Source organism: Dolomitihabitans soli (assembly GCF_022213955.1).
Lineage (GTDB): Bacteria > Actinomycetota > Actinomycetes > Streptosporangiales > Streptosporangiaceae > Streptosporangium_A > Streptosporangium_A soli.
In genome coordinates this window covers 12819-30648 of the sequence record NZ_JAKNTW010000034.1, presented here as the reverse complement: position 1 = coordinate 30648, position 17830 = coordinate 12819, and the positions used below count along the sequence as shown (strand labels likewise).

Below are 17830 nucleotides of genomic sequence, written 5' to 3'. Positions count from 1 at the left end.
CCTGACACCGTGTGAGGCCATAGACCGGAGGCATCATGTTCAGCATTGGAGATTTCGCCCGTCTTGGCCGGGTATCCGTACGCATGCTGCGGCACTACGACGCGTTCGGGCTGCTTCGGCCCGCCCGGGTCGACCAGGTCACCGGCTACCGCTACTACGAGGCGCGGCAGCTGTCCCGGCTCAACCGGCTGATCGCGCTCAAAGATCTCGGCCTCAGCCTCCAACAGGTGAGGCAGATCCTCGAGGAGAAGGTCGACCCGGAGGAACTGCAGGGCATGCTACGGCTCCGCCGCGCAGAGCTGGAGGCGCAGGTGGCCGCCGACACGGCGCGGCTGGCCAGGGTGGAAGCGAGACTCCGAATGATCGAAACGGAGGGCATCCTGCCCATGGACGTCGTGATCAAGAGTGTTCCCGCGATCCGCCTCGCCGAGATGAGCGGTATCGCGGAGAGCTACGAGCCGGACAAAATCGGCCCAGTGATCCAGCCGTTGTACGAGGAGCTGTTCAAGCGGCTCGACGAGGCCGGTCTCGCCGTCATCGGCCCCGCGGTCGCTTACTACGAGCAGGTCCCCGAAGGTGTGCAGGTGCATGCCGGCGCTCCGGTGAATGTGGAGCAGGGCAGGACCTACGACTTCGACGTCGTCGACCTGCCCACGATCGAACAGGCGGCCACGATCATCCACCACGGGCACATGGACGACGTGGACGCCGCATTCCAGCAGCTCGCCAAGTGGATCGAGGACAACGGCCACCGCAGTTCCGGCCTCGCCCGCGAGGTGTACCTCAAGTACGGCGACGGCGACCCGGCGACCTGGGTGACCGAACTGCAGGAAGCCATCACGCGACACGGGTAAACCGCCGGCTCAGCCTTCTGCACCTGCCACACCAGTTGGAAGGCCCCCGAACTGCTGAGATGCGGTGAGGGGGCCCCGTGGCGATCGTCTTGCGATGGTGGGGGCGGCGGTGCGTACCGTAGCCGGCGCTTCGGGTCCGGTCGGCGCAAGCCGGCGTCGGTGCCGCCCCGGAGTCCTGCCGCACGTCGGAACCGGCGCCCACGCCACAGCAAGGCGCGTGGGCTGTCGACCCGTGGCGGTATTAGTTGGACCAGGTGAAACCGTTGGTGGTCGCGCCTCCACCAGGCGGTACAACCTCGGCATAAGCCGGCCCCGCAAGTGCGACACCGGCGGCAATGATCGCCGCAATGATGAGCACATTCCTTGCTCTGGACTTTGCAGCCACGGATACCTCCGAATGTGAATACCAGACGATCCTGGCAAGGCGTGGTTGGGGATGGTGACGGTGAAGGAGGACACTCGGTCATCGAACTGCGATGGGCTCATACCAGCCGCTCGGAGGGCGGAAACCATGGCGCGGATTCCAGAGCCCCGATTCTCGCAAACGGTCCGGGTCTCACCTGAGGCTGACGGCGAGTGATCATTTATGCCGGTGTTGCTGTACCCGCTGCCGTACACAACACCCCGGCCGGCGGAGAGGCCAGGGGACCCGTACCGCAGGGTCGCCAAGCACGAGAAACGGAAGCCCCGCGGCTGCCTGCGCGTCCGCCTACCAGGCGGAGCGATCACTCTGCTCTCCTGCCGAAGACCAAGGTCAGGGAGTGGTGTACGGCTGCCGCTCGGTACCCCTGGAAGCCCGTTGCCGTCATGGCGACCCGATGGGTTGTCGACCCGCGACAGTATTAGTTGGACCAGGTGTAACCGTTGGTGGTCGCGCCTCCACCAGGCGGTTCAACCTCGGCATAAGCCGGCCCCGCAAGTGCGACACCGGCGGCAATGATCGCCGCAATGATGAGCACATTTCTTGCACTGGTCTTTGCAGCCACGGATACCTCCGAATGTGAATACCAGACGATCCTGGCCTCGCCAAGACTCGACCAAAGAAATTCTACATACGCGATAAAACCCCGACAAGAGCCATAATTTTAGGACACGTCGATACGTGCGTTAGTGTCGACATCGCGACATGAGCGCCATGGTCAGCCGGGTTGTCGGCGCGGCAGCGGCAGCACTGGCCGACGGGACACGGGCCCGCCTGAAAGCCCGCGCCAATGACGGTTGCCGGTGGGCCTTAATTCGTTTGACCTTGGAAGGGAGGGGCGTGACGTGTCCCCTCCCTTCCTCTGCCTTTCGGTCGTCAACGGGTTCCTGCCGCCGGTGCGATCAACCGTTCAGGGCGGCGGTTGGAGGCGTCTTCGACGCACGGATCGCCGGATAGAGGCCGGCGACCGCTCCGATCAGCATGGTCGCGCCGATGCCACCGGCGAACACGACGGGAGGAACCGAGATGGGCCAGCCGTTCGTCCCGGCGAACATCGCGATGACTCCGAACCCGATGACGGTCCCGGCAAGGCCGCCGAGCGCGGACAGCAGGAGGGCTTCTGCCAGGAATTGGGTCCGGATATGTCCTTGGGTGGCGCCGAGCGCACGCCGTAGCCCGATCTCCCTGCGACGTTCGAGTACGGAGATCACCATTGTGTTGGCGACGCCGATGCCTCCGACGAGCAGCGCGACCGAGCCCAGCCCGACCAGAAGGCCGGTGAATGCGAGGTCCGCGGCATTCTTCGCCGCCAGAGCGTCGGAGGGCCGCGAAACACGCACATTCTCGGGATTCTCCGGGTTCACCGTGCGCGGCAGGAGCGTGCGCACTGTTTCCACCTCCGCATCGGCCGAGCGCTCGAAGATGATGGTCGGTTTGCCGTCCCAGTCGAACCGCGCGGTGGCGAATGCCTCACCGATGAACGCGGAGGTGTCCAGGTCCGGGGCGAGCGGCAGGGCGTCGAGGATCCCGATGACCGTGAACTGGGTGTCGCCGAGCCAGATCTGGCTTCCCGGACTCACGATGCCGAGCCGATCGGCGGCGATTCCGCCGAGCACGACGGTGGGGTAGTTCGCGGTCGCCTTGGTGAGCCATGCTCCCTGGCGCAGGGTGCCGTCGAGGAGGCCGAGGAGATGGGGGTCGGCGGCCTGCACAACGATGCCGCCGGACTTGTCCGCGTCGATGAGCCGGCTCCGGTACACCTTGACGTCCGGCAACGTGGCGACCGCTCCGGCGGTCGAGACCCCGCGAATCAGGCCGACCTTACCGGTGGACTCGACCGGCAGAGTGGTGTCCTGGCCGGTGATCGACGTACCCGGCTGGACGGTGAGCAGGTTCGTGCCCAGCGACGCCAACTCGGCGTCCAGCTTCGCCCGGCTCGAGGTGGAGATGCCCACGACGGCGATCATCGCCGCGATGCCGATCGCGATGCCGAGCGCGGAGAGGACGACCCGGGTGGGCCGTGATTTCAGCCCCGACGCGCCCAACCGGTAGACATCAGAGCGGAGCAGGCGCGACTGGCGTATCTCGGTCTGGTTGCCGCGGCTCATGCCGGCGCTTCCTGATCGTCCTCGACGACGCGGCCGTCACGGATGGTGATCCGCCTCGGCATCTGTTCGGCGAGCCGCACATCGTGCGTGATCACGACGATGGTGGTGCCCGTGGTGTTGAGCTCGTGGAGCAGCTCCAGCACGCTCGCGCCGGAGCGCTGGTCGAGGTTGCCGGTGGGCTCGTCCGCCAGCAGTAGCGTCGGATCGGACACCGTCGCCCGGGCGATGGCGACGCGTTGCCGTTCACCGCCGGACAGCTGGTGGGGCTGGTGGTCGAGGCGATGTGCCAGGCCGACGCGGGTGAGGCTCGCCACCGCCCGGCGTCGCCGCTCCGCGCGGGGTGTCCCGGTATAGATGAGGCCGTCCGCGACGGTGTCGAGCGCGCTGACCCCGTCCGTGAGATGGAACTGCTGGAAGACGAACCCGATCCGGTACGCGCGCAGCGCCGAGAGTGCCGCGTCGTTCATCGTGTCGACGTCGTGGCCGTCGATGATCGTACGTCCACTCGTGGGCCGGTCGAGAGTGCCGATGATGTTGAGCAGGCTCGACTTGCCCGAGCCGCTGGGGCCGACGACGGCGACGAACTCACCGCGGGCCACCGACAGCGACACGTGGTCGACCGCGCGCACCGGTGGACTGCCGTAGTCGCGGACCACCTGGTCGAGTTCGATGACGGAATCGCTCATAGGGTCGGGACCACGACTTTCTGCCCCGCGTCGAGTCCGTTGCCGGTCACTTCCACGGAGCCGCCGGCGAACAGTCCCGTCTTCACCGTGAGCGTCTGGGTCGTTACGGCGTCGCGAACCACCTCGACTCCGTACCCGCCGTCAGGCAGGGCGATGAGAGCGGCGACGGGCACGGTCAGGACGTCTTCGCGACTGGCGGTGGGAAAGTCGATCGACACCGAAACCTCTTGAAGGGAGCCGGCGGCGGCCGGGCGGTCGAGGGTGATGGCCACCGGGACGGTGATCGTCTTCTTGTCGCCGTCTTCCCGTTGCCGGGGCGCGCCGACCTTGGAGACGGTGCCGGTCGTCGTCTTGCCGCCGGGCAGATTCACGGTCACCTTGCCGCGCACCTTGGCGACGGCCTGGTTCGCCGCCTTGAGCTCGGCAGTAACGATCTTGTTGAGCCCCGACAGTTTCGCCACGGCGGTACCCGCTGCGACCTGGTCGCCGAGGTGTGCCATGGTCTCCGCGACGCGCACCTCGCCCGGGGTGAAGACGATCTGCCCACGCTTTATCGACCCGGTCTCCCGCACACCGATGGCATCTTGCCAGTGCAAGATCGCGACCTTCGTGTACCAGTCGAAGCAGGCGTCGGGAGTTCCGGTGAAGTGGCCGAGGAGGTCGAGGTTCCGCTCCAGTTGCCGCACGTCCGGCCCGTCGCTCATGCCGCTCTCGAACGCCCGCCACGCGGGGAGCCTGCCGCGCATCAGCACCACGGGCTGGTTGTCGATCGAGTGCAGCACCCCGCCGGGCTTCACCCTGCGGCCTTCGCGCGGCAGACGGGTGATGGTGCCGGCGCGGCCGGCGTTGAGCCGGTTCGACGCGCCGTAGCTCAGTGTTCCGAGCGCGGTGATGGTCTCCCGGAGCGTCTTCCGTTCCACCGGAGCGGTGTTCGCCACGTGCTTCCGCTCGGTCTCCTCGGCAGCGCCGCCCCCGGACCGCACCACCATCAAGGTCGCGGCCGCCCCGAGAGCGATGGCAGCGACGGCTGCGGTCGCCAGCACCCACGTGCGGCCGGGTCCCCGCGGCGCGGGGTCATTTCCCGGCTTTATGGAGGAATGCTCGGACGTCATTCTCCGTAGCACTCCTTCAAGCCGTCCTGCGAGACGCCATCAGGCACCTCGACCTGGGCGGCCTGCCCGGGAGCGGGGTCCTTGACGTTGTACCCGTGGTCGCGGAGGCACTGGAGGGTTTTGAGCTCCTTCTCTTTTGCTTCTTCGTCGGACAGGGCGGGCTGGTCGTCGGCGGCTGTCGGCGGCTGGCCGATCTTCTTGATACAGCCGTCCCTCGCTACTTCGTACGCGTCCTGCCGGTCGCCGAAGTCGATTTCTCCGGCCTCCTCCGGAAGCTCGAAGCCCTTGTCGCTCAGGCACGACCGGAACTTGACCTCCCATTCGGTGTACTTCTGGTCGGCCGTACCGGCGGAATCGGAATCGGCCACGGAAGTCGACGCGTTGTTCGGCGTGCCGCTCGACTCGTTCGCGTCGCCGCAACCGGCCAGCAGGCCCGCGAGGCAGGCGAAGGCCGCGAGTACGACGCGAGTACGAGGGAGGTGAAGTGTGCTGGGCATGGTGTTCTTTCGTGGCTGTGGCCGCCCTGCGATCGGACGGGGGTGGGCAGGGTCGCTCCGAGAGGTCGGTACGCCGCGGTGGCGCACGTCAGCCACCCTGCGCGGTGCGGGTGTCCGCGCTGTCGCGGTCGCGTATCCGCGGCCGCTTGGATCCGTATCGGGTGTGTGTCAGCCCTTGGATCCGGTATCGCCGCGCAGGTGAAGCGTGGCGATCGCGCCGCCGTCCGGGGCGTTGGCGAAGGCGAGCCCGGCGCCGATCACCCGGGCTTGGCCAAGGGCGATGGTCAGGCCCAGGCCGTGGCCCCGGCCGCGTTCGGCCGCGCCGGTGCGGAAGCGCTGCGGTCCGTGTGCCAGCAGCTCGTCGGGGAATCCGGGGCCATGGTCGCGTACGGCGATCGCCGTACCGTTCACGGTGATCTCGACCGGAGAGCGTCCGTGGCGGTGGGCGTTGGCGACGAGGTTGGCGATGATCCGGTCGAGGCGGCGCGGATCGGTGTCGGCGACCGGATCACCGGTCACCATCAGCTGGACCCGCAGTCCCGTCCGGCCTACGGACTCCTCGACGACCCGGCCCAGCGGCACCGATGCGCGTTCGGCCCGCTCCGCGCCCGCGTCGAGGCCGGAGATCTCCAGCAGGTCCTCCACCAGCGTCCGCAGCACCCGCACCCGACCTCTGACCAGCTCGGTCGCCTCGCTCTCCGGGAGCAGTTCGGCCGCGATGACCAGGCCCATCAGCGGGGTGCGCAGCTCATGGGCGACATCGGCGGTGAAGCGCTGTTCACTGAGCAGCCGGTCCCGCAGACTGTCGGCCATCAAGTCGACGGTGGCCGAGATCTCGGTGATCTCGTCGCCGCCCCGGCCGCCCACCATGGTCCGGGCTTCCAGGTCGCCGGCCGCGATACGCCGCGCGGTCCGGGCCACCCACCTCAGCCGCCGGTTGGGCAGCTCGGCGGCTGACGCCGCCAGGGGCACGACAACGGCGAGCACGGCCAGCGAGGCCATCACGATGTGCCGGTCCAGGGCCTGCAGACTGCGCATCTCGGTGCCCATGTCGATCCGTACGGCCAGCGCCTGGCCGCCGACTTGCTGCACCGCCCACATCCAGGGAGTGTCCGGCCGGCGGTCGTCGTACCACGTGCGGTACTGCCCGGTGCTCCTGGCCTGCTGGAGCAGTGCGGGCGGAAGCTGTGCGGGATCCGCCTCATCCGACGTGCTGCCCGTACGCCGGTAGGTGTCCACCACGACCAGCAGTTCGCTGAAAGCCCGGTCCCTGCCCAGGCTCATGGAACGCTCAAAGGTGCTCTGGTGGACCAGCACGCCAACGGCCAACGCGACCGCGCAGGACGCCATGGCCACCAGCGCGGCGATCTTCCAGCGCAGCGACCTCCAGTTCAGCAGCCCACGTGCCGCCCGCGCGATGGCGTGTCCCACCTCAGCGCCGCAGCTTGTAGCCGAAGCCGCGGACCGTCTCGATCCGGTCGGGCCCGATCTTCTTGCGCAGCCGCTGCACACACAGGTCGACGACGCGGCTGTCCCCGTCCCAGCCGTAGTCCCAGACGTTGCGCAACAGGATCTGCCGGTCCAGCACGATCCCCGGATTCGCGGCGAACTCCAGCAGCAGGCGCAACTCGGTGGGAGCCAGCGCGACCGGCTCACCGGCCCGGTGCACGTCCAGACCCTGGGGATCGATGGCCAGGTCCCCGAAGACCAAGTCGGAGGCACCGCCGGGGACGGGCTCCGGAGTTCGCTCAGGGCCTGGGGCGAAGGAGGCTCGGCGCAGCAGGGAACGGATCCTGGCCACCAGCACGGAGGTGTCGACCGGCTTGACGACGTAGTCATCGGCCCCCGCCTCCAGACCCGACACCACGTCCAGGGCGTCACCACGCGCGGACATCATCAGGATCGGGTCCATGCTGGACTCCCTGATCTTCCGGCACAGCCCGATGCCGTCCAGCCCCGGCAGCATCACGTCCAGCAACAGCACATCGTGCCGCCGCTCCCTGAACAGTTCCAGGCCGGTCAGACCGTCGCCCGCCGTGTTCACGCGATAGCCGTAGCGCTCCAGCGCCATCCCGACCGTCTTGCGGATCACCTCGTCGTCCTCGACGAGCAGCACGGTGACTGGGGTGCTACCGACATCCGAAACCGACATTGCTCCCCAAATATGGTTGCTAGTTACGCACCGCGATAGCGCAGCCTCGGTCACCCCGCGCGATGCAGATGTCCATGGTGTCGATACCAGACCTCCACGACGGCTCAGCTGTGTATCAGCCGTGACTCATCCGTCCACGCGTACGCCGCACCGCCACCAGCGCTGACGGCGTGGCCGACGGCCTCGTTGACAACCCGGGCCCGGTGCTGGGACGGCCTGGTCAGGACACGGGGTGCGGTGCGGTGCGGGGCTGGGCAGCCATCAGGTGGTCGATGAGCGCCAGCAGCACATCGCGGCCCGCCGTACGGTCGCGGGCGTCACAGAGCACCAGCGGCACGTGCGGATCGAGATCGAGTGCCGTGCGGATCTCCTCCTGTGTCCGGTCCCTGACACCATGGAAGCAGTTGACGCCGACGACGAAGGGGATACCGCGGCTCTCGAAGAAGTCGATCGACGCGAAGCTCACATCCAGCCGGCGGGTGTCGACCAGGACGACCGCGCCCATCGCTCCGTTGACGAGGTCGTTCCACATGAACCAGAAGCGTTCCTGCCCAGGGGTGCCGAACAGGTAGAGCACGAGTTCGCTGCTGATGGTGATGCGCCCGAAGTCCAGCGCGACGGTAGTGGTGGACTTGCCGCTCAGCCCTTCCAGGTCGTCGACGCCGACGCTGGCATGGGTCAGGTACTCCTCCGTGTGCAGCGGAGCGACTTCGCTCACCGCGCCGACCAGGGTCGTCTTCCCGACGCCGAAACCACCGGCGATAAGGATCTTCACTGCCAGGGGAGCAGCGCCCCCGTGGTCAGAGATTGCGTAATCCATCCCGCACCGCCTCAAGGATTGTCATGCCGGGAAAGCCGCCTGCCTGCGCGAAGGCCAGCGGTGGCCGGGCCCGCATCTGACCGGTCTCGATCAGATCGCCGATGAGGATCTTGGTCACGGACACCGGGAGGTTCAGCCCGGCGGCGACTTCGACCACCGCCAGGGGCCGCTTGCACAGAGCGAGGATGGTGCGGTGCTCCGGCTGCATTTTCCTCAGGCCGCGTTCGGTCTCCGAAGAGACCTCGGAAATCGCCGTCACCAGGGTGATCAGCGTGAGGTCGTCCCGCTCGGGGGCGGTTCGCCCGCCGGTGATCGTATAGGGACGGACAAGGGACTCGTCGGCGTCATCGTCGTCGAAGCCCTCCGTCCAGTGCTTCATCCGTGTCTCCCCGCGCCATCGGCCTGCGGAGTACGCGCGTCGGTTCCCAGCTTCTGGCCGACCTGCTGGATCAGGGTGTGCATCGCGACGGCCATCAGTTCGGCATCGACCTCCTGGGACGCGACCACGGCCAGATGGGAACCACGGCCCGCGGCTGTGATGAACAGCCACAAGTCGGCCATCTCGATGATGACCTGCTGGACTGGTCCGCCGTTGAAGAGCTGCCCGACACCGCGAGCCAGGCTCTGCTGGCCGGTGGTGATCGCGGCGAGGCGTTCCGCGTCCGAGCGTTCGATGGTCTGGGACCGGCTGATCACCAGGCCGTCGTCGGACAGCACGATGGCGTGCCGGGTGCCCGCGACCTGATTGACCAAACCGTCCAGGAGCCAGTCCAGGTCTGCGTCGGTGGCGGTGGTGCGCTGCGTCATGCTCGATCTTCCGTCGTAGGGGAACCGGGCTCAGGGGAACCGGGCTCGGGGGAACCGGGCTCGGGGGATCCGTCCGACCGGGGCTGGAAGGCGTCGTCACCGGTCCGGCGCCTGCGGGACTGCCTCTGGAACGCGCCGATCGCGGCACCGGATCGGGTGGGCTGGTCGCGTACGGCCCAGGTCTCCTGGTCGGGCTGTTCATCCCTGTCCGCCGGGACTCTGAGCTCGGTGACCAGGCTGGCCTGGCGCACCCGCTGGGGTAGCGGCCCGCGGTCGGACGACGGGGGTGCGGCGTCCTGATCCGGTGATCCGTCGGCGGGTGCCGTCACGTATGCCATCGCGCGTCCCTTGGAGCGAGTCGGCAACCGCGCGTCCCCGAGGGGCGGGCGGGGGCCGACCGTATCTTCCTGCGGGTGGGGCTGCGGACCGGTGGGTTCCCGGGGAACCTCCTCGGGGAGCGCGGCCGGCCCGGGTACCGCACGGGGGCGGTCCACCACCAGCGGTTCCGGGAGCAGCACGATGACACGGGTGCCGCCGAAGGCCGACGGCCGCAGTTCCACCTGGAGGCCCAGGCTCGCGGAGAGCCGGGCGACCACGTACAGGCCGAGACGCACATCGTCGGCGTGAGTCATCACATCGAGCTGCGGCGGCGACTGCATCAGGGCGTTGGCGGCGGCGTACTGCTCGGGTTCCATGCCCAGGCCGCGGTCCTCGATCTCCACGGCGAGGCCCCGGCTGACCGGTGCGGCCCGCACCTCGACGGGGGTCAGCGGCTTGGAGAAGGTGGTGGCGTTCTCCATGAGTTCCGCCAGGACGTGGACCAGCGGTCCCACCGCGCGCTCGGCCACCCAGGGTTCGCCCTCGACCTCGATCGAGATCCGTCGGTAGTCCTGGACCTCGCCTTGCGCGGCACGCAGGACATCGAGCAGACGTACCGGCTTGCGCCAGCGGCGCTGCGGCTGGCCGCCGCCGAGGATCACCAGGTTCTCCTCGTAGCGGCGCAGCCGAGCGGTGAGGTGGTCCAGGTCGAACAGGCCCTCCAGCACCTCGGGGTCCTCGTGCTTCGCTTCCAGTTCGTCCAGCTTCTTCAACTGAAGGCCGATGAGGATCTGGGTACGGCGGGCGATGCGCTGGAGCATGCGTTGGAAGCCACGGTGTTGTTCGGCCTGCCGTACGGCGGTGAGGACGGCGCTGCGGCTGGCCAGATTGAGGGCCTGCCCGAGCTCGCCGAGTTCGTCGGGGGTCAGCTCGACCACGCGTACTTCGGCGTCCACGTCGACGTCCTCGCCGCGCTCCAGCCGGGCGACCACGTTGGGCAGCCGCTCCTGGAGTTCCTGGGCGTCCTCGCGGAGGCGGAGGATGCGCCGGCGAAGAATGGCGGTGAGGCGCCAGCTGGTGACGATCACCAGGCCCAGGGCGAGCAGGCCCACGGCGGTGATACTGATGAAGATCACGAAGAGCCGGTTGGCGTCGCTGTAGCCGATCTTGCCGACGTTCTCGAACCGGAGGCTGAGGAGTTCCAGCAGTTCCGCGGTGACCGTGTCCACCGAAGAGCCCCACACGGGGCCGATGTCGCGGAGTGGCACCTGGTTGCTCTCGGTGCCGGCCCCGGAGGTGACCAGCCGCCCCTCCAGAGCGATCATGGTCTTCCACGCCTTACCCGTCGTCAGCGTTCCGTACTGGCTCTCGTCGCCTGTGAGACTAGGGATCACCCGAGACTGCAGGAGGTACTTCTTGGTGCCGATGGCGTCGGCGACGAGGCCGTACTCATCCCTCGTCAGGTGCCCCCTCTCCCAGCCACGGGCCAGAATGGCGTCTACGCGGCCGATCATGTCGACGACCCAGAAGATGTCGACCAGCGTCTGCGCCTTACTGCTCACCTCGCCATGATCGGTTTTGCTGAGGACGGTCAGTACGCCGAGGTCTGACTCAAGGACGCCGCTGTAGTAGTCGAACGCCTTCTGCTCGCTGGACCAACCGGCGTCCACCGCCCGGCGCTGCTGGTCGAGGAGGCCGAGGCCGCGTTCGGTCCGGGCGATGGCGGCGGTGAGCCCCTCCTGGCCGTCGGAGGTGTCCAGGACTGCCAGCGGACGGAAAGCGCTCACGGCCTGATCGGTCACCGCGCGCTGCTTGGCAAGCTTGTCGCGGGTGGTGCTGTGGGGGGTGGCCTGCGCCTCCGCGGTGAGCCGTCGCTCCTGATCAAGGCTGAAGAACAGGTTGGCCGCGGGTCTGCCGACGGTACTGCTGGCCAGATCCATCTGGCCCTTCTCCGCCTGCCACTGGGTGGCCAGTTGATACATGCCCGAAGCCAACAGCGGGGCGAAAGTCACGCTCGGTACGAACACGATAATGATCAGCACGGTACGCAACGGCAGCCTGCGGGCACCGGCCGGTCGGCGCGGCCGGCCGCCGGCTGACCCTGATAACCCATTCCCGTCGCCCACGGTCCTCGTCCGTCGTCGCTCGGCCCTGCCCAATCCAGCCACGTGCAGGACACTCTCCTCACCGATCGGTGCGTCCATGACGAAAACCGCCAAAGTAGGCGATTGATGCCTGATGGTAGCCATACGGCAGTTGAGTCGAAAGCCCCTGCTTCTCCGGCCCGACTGCGGGGCGCTCAGCACGCACGTGAAAGCCGAGGCGGCCTCATGGCCTGCCGCCCGGCGCCCCGCAGCGGCGGTATTCGTGGAGCCTGGTGATGTCCTCGTCGCGTTCCAGGACTCCCCCAGGTGCTTCCCAGTGGCCGTTGTCCCGGCGTTGCGTCAGGAGAGCTCGCCCGTGGTCGTCGATGATCACGCTGACCGAGTGCGTGTTGTCGTGATCCATCGGATTACCTCCAGGGCCGCTGATCGCCACGCACTGAGGGTTTGCCTGACCTGCGGGAGTACCGGCCGCGTTCCAGACAGAAGCTGGTACTGACAGCGAGATTACGGTCACCCGTTGCCGAGAATCATGACGCTTTGGCACATGCGGCTGCTCCGGCAGACGGCGAGCACAAAGGGGAAATTCATGCCCAAATACCTGATCCAGGCCAGCTACACCACAGATGGCCTGAAGGGGTTGCTCAAGGAGGGAGGCACCGGACGGCGCAAGGCGGTGGACCGCGCGATCGAGGGCCTGGGCGGCCGGGTCGAGCAGATGTACTTCGCTTTCGGCGAGGACGACGTGTATCTCCTGGTCGACATTCCCAGCAATACCTCCTCGGCGGCGCTGGGCCTCTCGATCTCGGCAGCCGGCGGAGCACACACGAAGACGGTCGTTCTCCTGACAGCGGAGGAGATCGACGAGGCGGTGAAGCAGACGGTGCAATACCGAGCGCCCGGCGCGTGATTCGTGCCCGAGCGTCAGGTGGAACCGCTCACGGAGATCTACATGCGGATCATCGGTCTGCGCCGGTGCGAAGCATCCCGAAGGGATCGCGAAGCAGGTGGAGCCGGTGATCGAAGCGACCTTACGGGCAGCGGTGCGGCGCACGGGCGGCGGATTGGACAGGTGCGGCGTGCGGCCCGATTTCCGGCGCCGTTCGGCCTCGGCCGTAGGGGTCCGGACCCCTACGGCCGAGGCCGAACACCAATAGCCATAGGGAGAGCGGCCGCGCAAGAAAGCTCAGAGGTTGAGCTCGGGTATCGGGGCGAATATGGCACTCATACTGCCTCTAAGGGGTGGATGTGTGCGGCCCACCTACGACTACTGACGAAGAACCATGGAAGAGCACAGGCGCGGAGTACGCCCAAGGGCTCAGGTCGCCGTCTGGAGCTGGACGAGGATCATCCAGTTGTCCTCGTCCTTCGTGTAGGTGGCTCGGACCCTGTACCGGCCAGGCTCGAGATCGATGATAAGTCGCTCGTCAGGCTCCAGCTCAGCGCCGGAAATGGCGGAGTCAAAGAGTACGCATGCCTCCCGCACCTCCCAGTTCAGGTCTTCGTCGTCGTCCCAATCCACCTCCGTTGCGAGCGCTCGCTTGGCTGCCGTGACCAGCTCGGCTTCGGAGTCTGCGGCGGCCCAGCGCAAGAAGAGGCGTTCAGTCGGCAGATAGGTCGTCATGGCAGGTTCGTCGCCGAGGACAAGGGCCTGCTGCGCACCAACGGTAACGAGGCCGATATAGCCTTCGACGGCACAGGCACGGCCGTAGTCGCCCCAGGTTTCTACGGGACCGTCGTTGTCATCCACACCCGCCCAGTTGTCCAGCTCAGACTTGGGGACGGCGATTAGTGGCCCTCCTGCGGTGCTGACCCAGGTATGCAGCACTGATGGCCTCGTTTTCGTTGCGTGATCGTTCTTGGGTGGACAGAGTACAAGACAGGGGTCAACGCCCCGGAAGACGCCATAGGCGATCCACCGCTACCCACGACCGAGCCGGCGTCGGTTGCGGGACTGGTATTCCGCCGAGGTGTGGGAGAAGCTGAACGAACTGCTGCTTCGACCCAACCGTTTCCAGACGAACTCGCCAACTGACCGTCGCCCGACTGCCATTCATCACGTTTTAATGACGATGAGTTTAGGCGGCCGTCGGCCCAGGCATGGGAAAGCGTGCGATCGATATCGGCGAAAGCGCGCCTGCACGGTCGTGGGATAAGTAATGGCTTGGAGCCCAGATGTATGACGAACCGGCACCGGCACCCTCCCTCGCCGCGCGCGCCTGGAGCCTATTACGACAGGTGGGGACGCTCTTTCGCCGACGCTTGGTGGTGATCGTCGTCGTTGTCACCGTCCTGATATCCACGGTGATATTCGTGAGTTACACCCAGGGGTGGTGGCCGTGGGGCGGCTGTGAAACACAGAGCGCGGACGTCGTCGCCCTCGAAGGCGAATGCGTCGGGCTGATGGACCCAGCCGACGGGACGATGGTCCTGGGCAAGCAGTACCGCCAGATCCTGGAGGTCATCGCGGCGGAAAACCGCATGGTCACCGAGGGCAGGGACTACAGCACGATCGCGCTCATGGCCCCGATGGGGGCAGGCCCGCGCGGACTGGTCGGCGAGCGCGCCCTCCACCAGCTCGAGGGGGCGTTCATCGGCCAGTACCGCGCCAACCGTTCGGAGACGTTCCCCAAGATCCGGCTCCTGCTGGCCAACACCGGTCACGACGGCTCGATGTGGCGGACGACGGTGCAGGCGGTGCGGAAGAACGCCGCGACGGGTACGGCGGGGAGCCCCGGACAGATCGTCGCGGTCACCGGAATGGGCCCGAGCCAGCAGGAAAGCATCGACGCCGCACGTGCCTTGGCCAAGGATCCCGGAATCCCGATGGTCGCCGATTTCATCACCGCGGCCGGATTCAACACCACCGGTGAGATCGACGACGGCGGACCTATTCCTGGTCTCACCCGCACCGCGGTCAACACCTCGGCCCAGCTGGCCACCATCGCCGAAGAGTTCAAGAAGAAGAAGGTCAAGGGGAACGCGGCCCTGATGTGGGCTGACGTGACACCGCAGGGAACCAAGGACCTTTACGCCCGCTCGCTGAAGGATGCCTTCCTCGATCCGAAGCTCGGGCTCAAGCCGTATGTCGACAGGTCCGGACTCAGTTTTCCTTTCGACCCGCGTGGCGGTCCCTCGCTCCTGCGGACCATCAGCGACACGATCTGCGGGGCGAAGGTCGATATGATCTTCTACGCCGGCCGTCAAGCGTTCATGCCCTCCTTCCTCAAGCTGCTGCGGAGCCGGCCCTGCCGATCCACGCCCATCACCGTGGTCACCGGGGACGACGCCCAGGACCAAGATCCGAACGACCCGTCACTGCACGACCCGGAAGCGCCCATCAAGGTGCTGTTCGTGCCGCTCGCCGATCCCAAGCGGCTCGACCACCAGGACAATCCGCACCGCCAGCTCTACCGCGACTTCCGTAACGAGTTCGTGGCGCCCCACCATCGGGTGACCTTCCCCGCGGCGCATCTCGGCACCGGGTTGGCGATCTTGGCGTATGACGCGGTGACCGCCGCGGCCACCGCGGTTCAGAAGGCCGCCATCGGCGTGGACTCGTCCCAGCTCACCCTGCCCTCCGCCGCGGCGGTGCGCGGGCAGCTCTACCTGTTCACCGGCACCAACGTCATCCGCGGCGCCAGCGGTGCCTTCACCCTCGACTCCAGGACCGGGGAGCGAGTGAACGTCACCATGCCCACGCCCGTGACTATCCCGTGACCACGGCGATCACCGTCAGCGCCACTGCCGCGATGAGGAAGATCAGCAGCCACCAGCGCGCGGCGGACATTCGGCCGAGCCGTACGCGCTCCAACTCCCCCGCCTCGGTGAGGCGGAGCACCGCCGTACCGATCGTGAACCGATCACCTGGTCGCAGGGTCGCATAGAGAACAGGGCGGCCGTCGATGAACGTCCCCAGGCCGCTGCTGTGGTCATGCAGCCGGTAGCCGGCGCTCACCTTGCGGACGGTGGCGTGCGCCGGGGCGATCCCCTCCCCGTGGATCACGATGTCGGCCGCGGGCCCGCTGCCCAGCGTGGTGGTCCCCTTCAGCGTTCCGAGGATTTCCGGCAAGATCCCGGTATGCGGCACCGCCGCCTGCGCGGTCTCCGACTGCTGCCCCACGAGACGGCCGAGCAGTTCCATGGTGGCGGGCCGCCGCACCGGTTCCTTGGCGAGGCAGTCGGCGATCAGTGAACGCAGCGGCTCGGATATCACTCCCACGTCGGGGGTCTCGGTCAGGACACGGTTGATGATGACGGCCACGTTGTTCCCCGTGAACGGCACCTTGCCAGTGGCGGCGAAATACACTGTGCCCGCCCACGCGTGCACATCGGCGGGGGGACCTACAGCGGGGGGAACCGCTTCGGCGTCGACCCCTCCGACCTGCTCCGGTGCGAGATAGCCGGGAGTTCCCACGGTCGTGGTGATCGCGGCGGTCGCCTCCAGGGCCCGTGCGACCCCGAAGTCCACGACACGTGGTCCGTCCGGCCCGATGATGACGTTGGCGGGCTTGAAATCCAGGTGGATGACTCCCACGCCATGGATCGCCGCCAAGGCGGTGGCCGTATAGGTCGCCAGGCGCTCAAGCGCGGACCCCGACAGCGGCCCGTGCGTTTCGACGAGCTTCTGCAGCGACGGGCCTTCCACGTATTCGCTCACGATGTACGGCCGGTCACGGTCGATGTCGGCGTCGAGGATCATCGCCGTGTACGCCCTGGGCACCCGCGACGCGAAGGCCACCTCGTCCGCGAACCGCCTGCGCGCCCTCGGGTCGGCTGCCCCCTGCGCGTGGATCACCTTGATCGCGACCCTGCCCGCCTCGCCCTGCGCGAGGTAGACCGTGCCCTGACCGCCGACACCCAGGCAGCCGAGCACCTCGTAGGGCCCGATGCGCCGTGGCTCGCCGGTGTTCATTCAGACTCCCAACGTGACCGCGACGACAACGGCGATCGCCGCCAGGACGACGATCAGCACCACGATTCCCCGGTGCCGACCCCGCGAGTCGTCCCCGACCGCGGACTTCCCCCGCCGCCACGCCTCACGCAGGTTGGAGTCGGTCTCGACGTAGATGCGTTCGGGAGTGACAAGCCATCGCCACGACTCGCCCGCCGACCGCCATCGCGCGGTGTCCACCGATTCCGGTGCACCGTCCAGGCACTGCCCTATCAGGCGGCGATGCCGCAATGGCAGGACCCTGGCGAGCGCGGCCTCGTCGAGCGACCACGCCTCGGCGCTCTCCTGGAGGCACCGCACGACGGCCCAGGCGAACTTGTAATAGTCGGACTCCGGGGTGAATCCGCCTTCACGGGGGAGTTTCCACTGCTCGGGATCGACCTCCGGCAAGGCACCGCAGCCTCCGACCGGCAGGCAGGAGTCGCAGTCCAGCAGGTATACCGCGGGTGCCGGGTCGATGGTGAAGACGGCGTTGCGCAGTTGCAGATCGCCCACCACATAGCCCTGCTCGTGCAGCCACTGCACCGTCACGAGCAACTGGCCGAGGACGGCCAGCTTGTAGGGCGGCTCGTAGTAGCGCGTGCCGTAGTGGTCGCGAAGGGCTTTCACCCGCTCGGGCGACCGGGTGAGCTCATCCAGGTGCCGCGGCGCCAGGCGGGTGCTGAGCTCGGTGAACATCTGCTCGGGAGCGGGTCTGATCAAGATACCGGTGACCCGGTCGTGCCGGACCGCCGCGACCGGCCACGCACAGAGCCGATCGAGTGTCGCCCGGTCCTGCCGGGGAAGTTCACGCCTCCAGCGCACCATGGCGAGCAGAGCGTCCTCGTCCAGCCCCGCCAGCGTCTCCTCGTCGTACCGTTTGAACAGAAACCGGCCAGGGACGCCGCTGACCTCGCACGGCGCCAGGCTGCGAGCCTGACCGCCCGGGCGCAGGTAGTAGACATCGGCGTCCGTGGGGGGCGTCAGATCCGCTTCCTCGACCACATCTGGGGGATTCAT

18 protein-coding genes are annotated in these 17830 nt (G+C 67.5%); 3 read left to right on the top strand and 15 right to left on the bottom strand.

Annotated elements, in window-relative coordinates:
• The first annotated feature begins 35 nt into the window (after positions 1–35).
• Complete coding sequence (locus MBA17_RS40990; RefSeq protein ID WP_238503260.1) at positions 36–854, top strand: MerR family transcriptional regulator; 819 nt, start codon at positions 36–38, stop codon at positions 852–854.
• A 9-nt stretch (positions 855–863) separates the two neighbouring features.
• Here MBA17_RS40990 and MBA17_RS50770 read toward each other — a convergent pair whose 3' ends face one another.
• From MBA17_RS50770 to MBA17_RS40935, 12 genes are all read right to left on the bottom strand, one after another.
• The gene (locus tag MBA17_RS50770) at positions 864–1472 is read right to left on the bottom strand and encodes an ATP-binding protein (RefSeq protein ID WP_455432952.1); all 609 of its coding nucleotides are present in this window, start codon (positions 1470–1472) and stop codon (positions 864–866) included.
• Between the two features lie 705 nt (positions 1473–2177).
• Positions 2178–3383: an ABC transporter permease gene (locus MBA17_RS40985; protein WP_238503259.1), complete on the bottom strand. Its 1206-nt coding sequence runs from the start codon at positions 3381–3383 to the stop codon at positions 2178–2180.
• A complete protein-coding gene (locus tag MBA17_RS40980) occupies positions 3380–4069 on the bottom strand; it encodes an ABC transporter ATP-binding protein (protein ID WP_238503258.1) in 690 nt (229 codons plus the stop codon). The genes MBA17_RS40985 and MBA17_RS40980 overlap by 4 nt, the downstream gene beginning before the upstream one ends.
• Positions 4066–5181, bottom strand: coding sequence for an efflux RND transporter periplasmic adaptor subunit (locus MBA17_RS40975; RefSeq protein WP_238503257.1), 1116 nt, complete (start codon positions 5179–5181; stop codon positions 4066–4068). Before MBA17_RS40975 ends, MBA17_RS40980 begins: the two co-directional genes overlap by 4 nt.
• A complete protein-coding gene (locus tag MBA17_RS40970; protein WP_238503255.1) occupies positions 5178–5678 on the bottom strand; it encodes a hypothetical protein in 501 nt (166 codons plus the stop codon). The genes MBA17_RS40975 and MBA17_RS40970 overlap by 4 nt, the downstream gene beginning before the upstream one ends.
• A 168-nt stretch (positions 5679–5846) precedes the next feature.
• Positions 5847–7109 carry an ATP-binding protein gene (locus MBA17_RS40965; protein ID WP_238503253.1) on the bottom strand — a complete coding sequence of 421 codons (1263 nt, stop codon included), beginning with the start codon at positions 7107–7109 and terminating at the stop codon, positions 5847–5849.
• Between the two features lies 1 nt (position 7110).
• Entirely contained in the window at positions 7111–7830 is a 720-nt protein-coding gene (gene cseB, locus MBA17_RS40960; RefSeq protein ID WP_238503252.1) for a two-component system response regulator CseB, read from the bottom strand.
• A gap of 220 nt (positions 7831–8050) precedes the next feature.
• A complete protein-coding gene (locus MBA17_RS40955) occupies positions 8051–8650 on the bottom strand; it encodes a GTP-binding protein (protein ID WP_238503250.1) in 600 nt (199 codons plus the stop codon).
• Entirely contained in the window at positions 8631–9029 is a 399-nt protein-coding gene (locus MBA17_RS40950) for a DUF742 domain-containing protein (RefSeq protein ID WP_238503249.1), read from the bottom strand. The genes MBA17_RS40955 and MBA17_RS40950 overlap by 20 nt, the downstream gene beginning before the upstream one ends.
• Positions 9026–9457: a roadblock/LC7 domain-containing protein gene (locus MBA17_RS40945; protein ID WP_238503248.1), complete on the bottom strand. Its 432-nt coding sequence runs from the start codon at positions 9455–9457 to the stop codon at positions 9026–9028. The genes MBA17_RS40950 and MBA17_RS40945 overlap by 4 nt, the downstream gene beginning before the upstream one ends.
• Positions 9454–11787: a sensor histidine kinase gene (locus MBA17_RS40940; protein WP_238503247.1), complete on the bottom strand. Its 2334-nt coding sequence runs from the start codon at positions 11785–11787 to the stop codon at positions 9454–9456. Before MBA17_RS40940 ends, MBA17_RS40945 begins: the two co-directional genes overlap by 4 nt.
• 316 nt (positions 11788–12103) lie before the next feature.
• Positions 12104–12283, bottom strand: a complete 180-nt coding sequence (locus MBA17_RS40935; RefSeq protein WP_455432951.1) for an NUDIX hydrolase — start codon at positions 12281–12283, stop codon at positions 12104–12106.
• Positions 12284–12424: 141 nt separating this feature from the next.
• Between MBA17_RS40935 and MBA17_RS40930 the strand changes: the two genes are divergently transcribed.
• A complete protein-coding gene (locus MBA17_RS40930) occupies positions 12425–12787 on the top strand; it encodes a GYD domain-containing protein (protein ID WP_238503245.1) in 363 nt (120 codons plus the stop codon).
• Positions 12788–13195: 408 nt separating this feature from the next.
• Here the strand turns inward: MBA17_RS40930 and MBA17_RS40925 are convergent, their stop codons facing one another.
• Positions 13196–13705, bottom strand: a complete 510-nt coding sequence (locus tag MBA17_RS40925) for an Imm21 family immunity protein (protein WP_238503244.1) — start codon at positions 13703–13705, stop codon at positions 13196–13198.
• 485 nt (positions 13706–14190) lie between these two features.
• Here MBA17_RS40925 and MBA17_RS40920 point away from each other — a divergent pair, with 485 nt between their 5' ends.
• Positions 14191–15597, top strand: coding sequence for a type 1 periplasmic-binding domain-containing protein (locus MBA17_RS40920; RefSeq protein ID WP_238503243.1), 1407 nt, complete (start codon positions 14191–14193; stop codon positions 15595–15597).
• Here MBA17_RS40920 and MBA17_RS40915 read toward each other — a convergent pair.
• Positions 15587–16792, bottom strand: coding sequence for an FHA domain-containing serine/threonine-protein kinase (locus MBA17_RS40915; protein WP_238503242.1), 1206 nt, complete (start codon positions 16790–16792; stop codon positions 15587–15589). The two genes, MBA17_RS40920 and MBA17_RS40915, sit on opposite strands and share 11 nt — an antisense overlap.
• The gene (locus MBA17_RS40910) at positions 16793–17830 is read right to left on the bottom strand and encodes a protein kinase family protein (RefSeq protein WP_238503240.1); all 1038 of its coding nucleotides are present in this window, start codon (positions 17828–17830) and stop codon (positions 16793–16795) included.

What these genes read in the sequence shown, in the direction of transcription:
- MBA17_RS40915 (WP_238503242.1), bottom strand. Translation starts at nt 16,792, where the DNA reads ATGAACACCGGCGAGCCACGGCGCATCGGGCCCTACGAGGTGCTCGGC.
- MBA17_RS40975 (WP_238503257.1), bottom strand. Translation starts at nt 5,181, where the DNA reads ATGACGTCCGAGCATTCCTCCATAAAGCCGGGAAATGACCCCGCGCCG.
- MBA17_RS40930 (WP_238503245.1), top strand. Translation starts at nt 12,425, where the DNA reads ATGCGGCTGCTCCGGCAGACGGCGAGCACAAAGGGGAAATTCATGCCC.
- MBA17_RS40945 (WP_238503248.1), bottom strand. Translation starts at nt 9,457, where the DNA reads ATGACGCAGCGCACCACCGCCACCGACGCAGACCTGGACTGGCTCCTG.
- MBA17_RS40985 (WP_238503259.1), bottom strand. Translation starts at nt 3,383, where the DNA reads ATGAGCCGCGGCAACCAGACCGAGATACGCCAGTCGCGCCTGCTCCGC.
- MBA17_RS40955 (WP_238503250.1), bottom strand. Translation starts at nt 8,650, where the DNA reads ATGGATTACGCAATCTCTGACCACGGGGGCGCTGCTCCCCTGGCAGTG.
- MBA17_RS40990 (WP_238503260.1), top strand. Translation starts at nt 36, where the DNA reads ATGTTCAGCATTGGAGATTTCGCCCGTCTTGGCCGGGTATCCGTACGC.
- MBA17_RS40935 (WP_455432951.1), bottom strand. Translation starts at nt 12,283, where the DNA reads ATGGATCACGACAACACGCACTCGGTCAGCGTGATCATCGACGACCAC.
- MBA17_RS40910 (WP_238503240.1), bottom strand. Translation starts at nt 17,830, where the DNA reads ATGAATCCCCCAGATGTGGTCGAGGAAGCGGATCTGACGCCCCCCACG.
- MBA17_RS40950 (WP_238503249.1), bottom strand. Translation starts at nt 9,029, where the DNA reads ATGAAGCACTGGACGGAGGGCTTCGACGACGATGACGCCGACGAGTCC.
- MBA17_RS40970 (WP_238503255.1), bottom strand. Translation starts at nt 5,678, where the DNA reads ATGCCCAGCACACTTCACCTCCCTCGTACTCGCGTCGTACTCGCGGCC.
- cseB (WP_238503252.1), bottom strand. Translation starts at nt 7,830, where the DNA reads ATGTCGGTTTCGGATGTCGGTAGCACCCCAGTCACCGTGCTGCTCGTC.
- MBA17_RS40980 (WP_238503258.1), bottom strand. Translation starts at nt 4,069, where the DNA reads ATGAGCGATTCCGTCATCGAACTCGACCAGGTGGTCCGCGACTACGGC.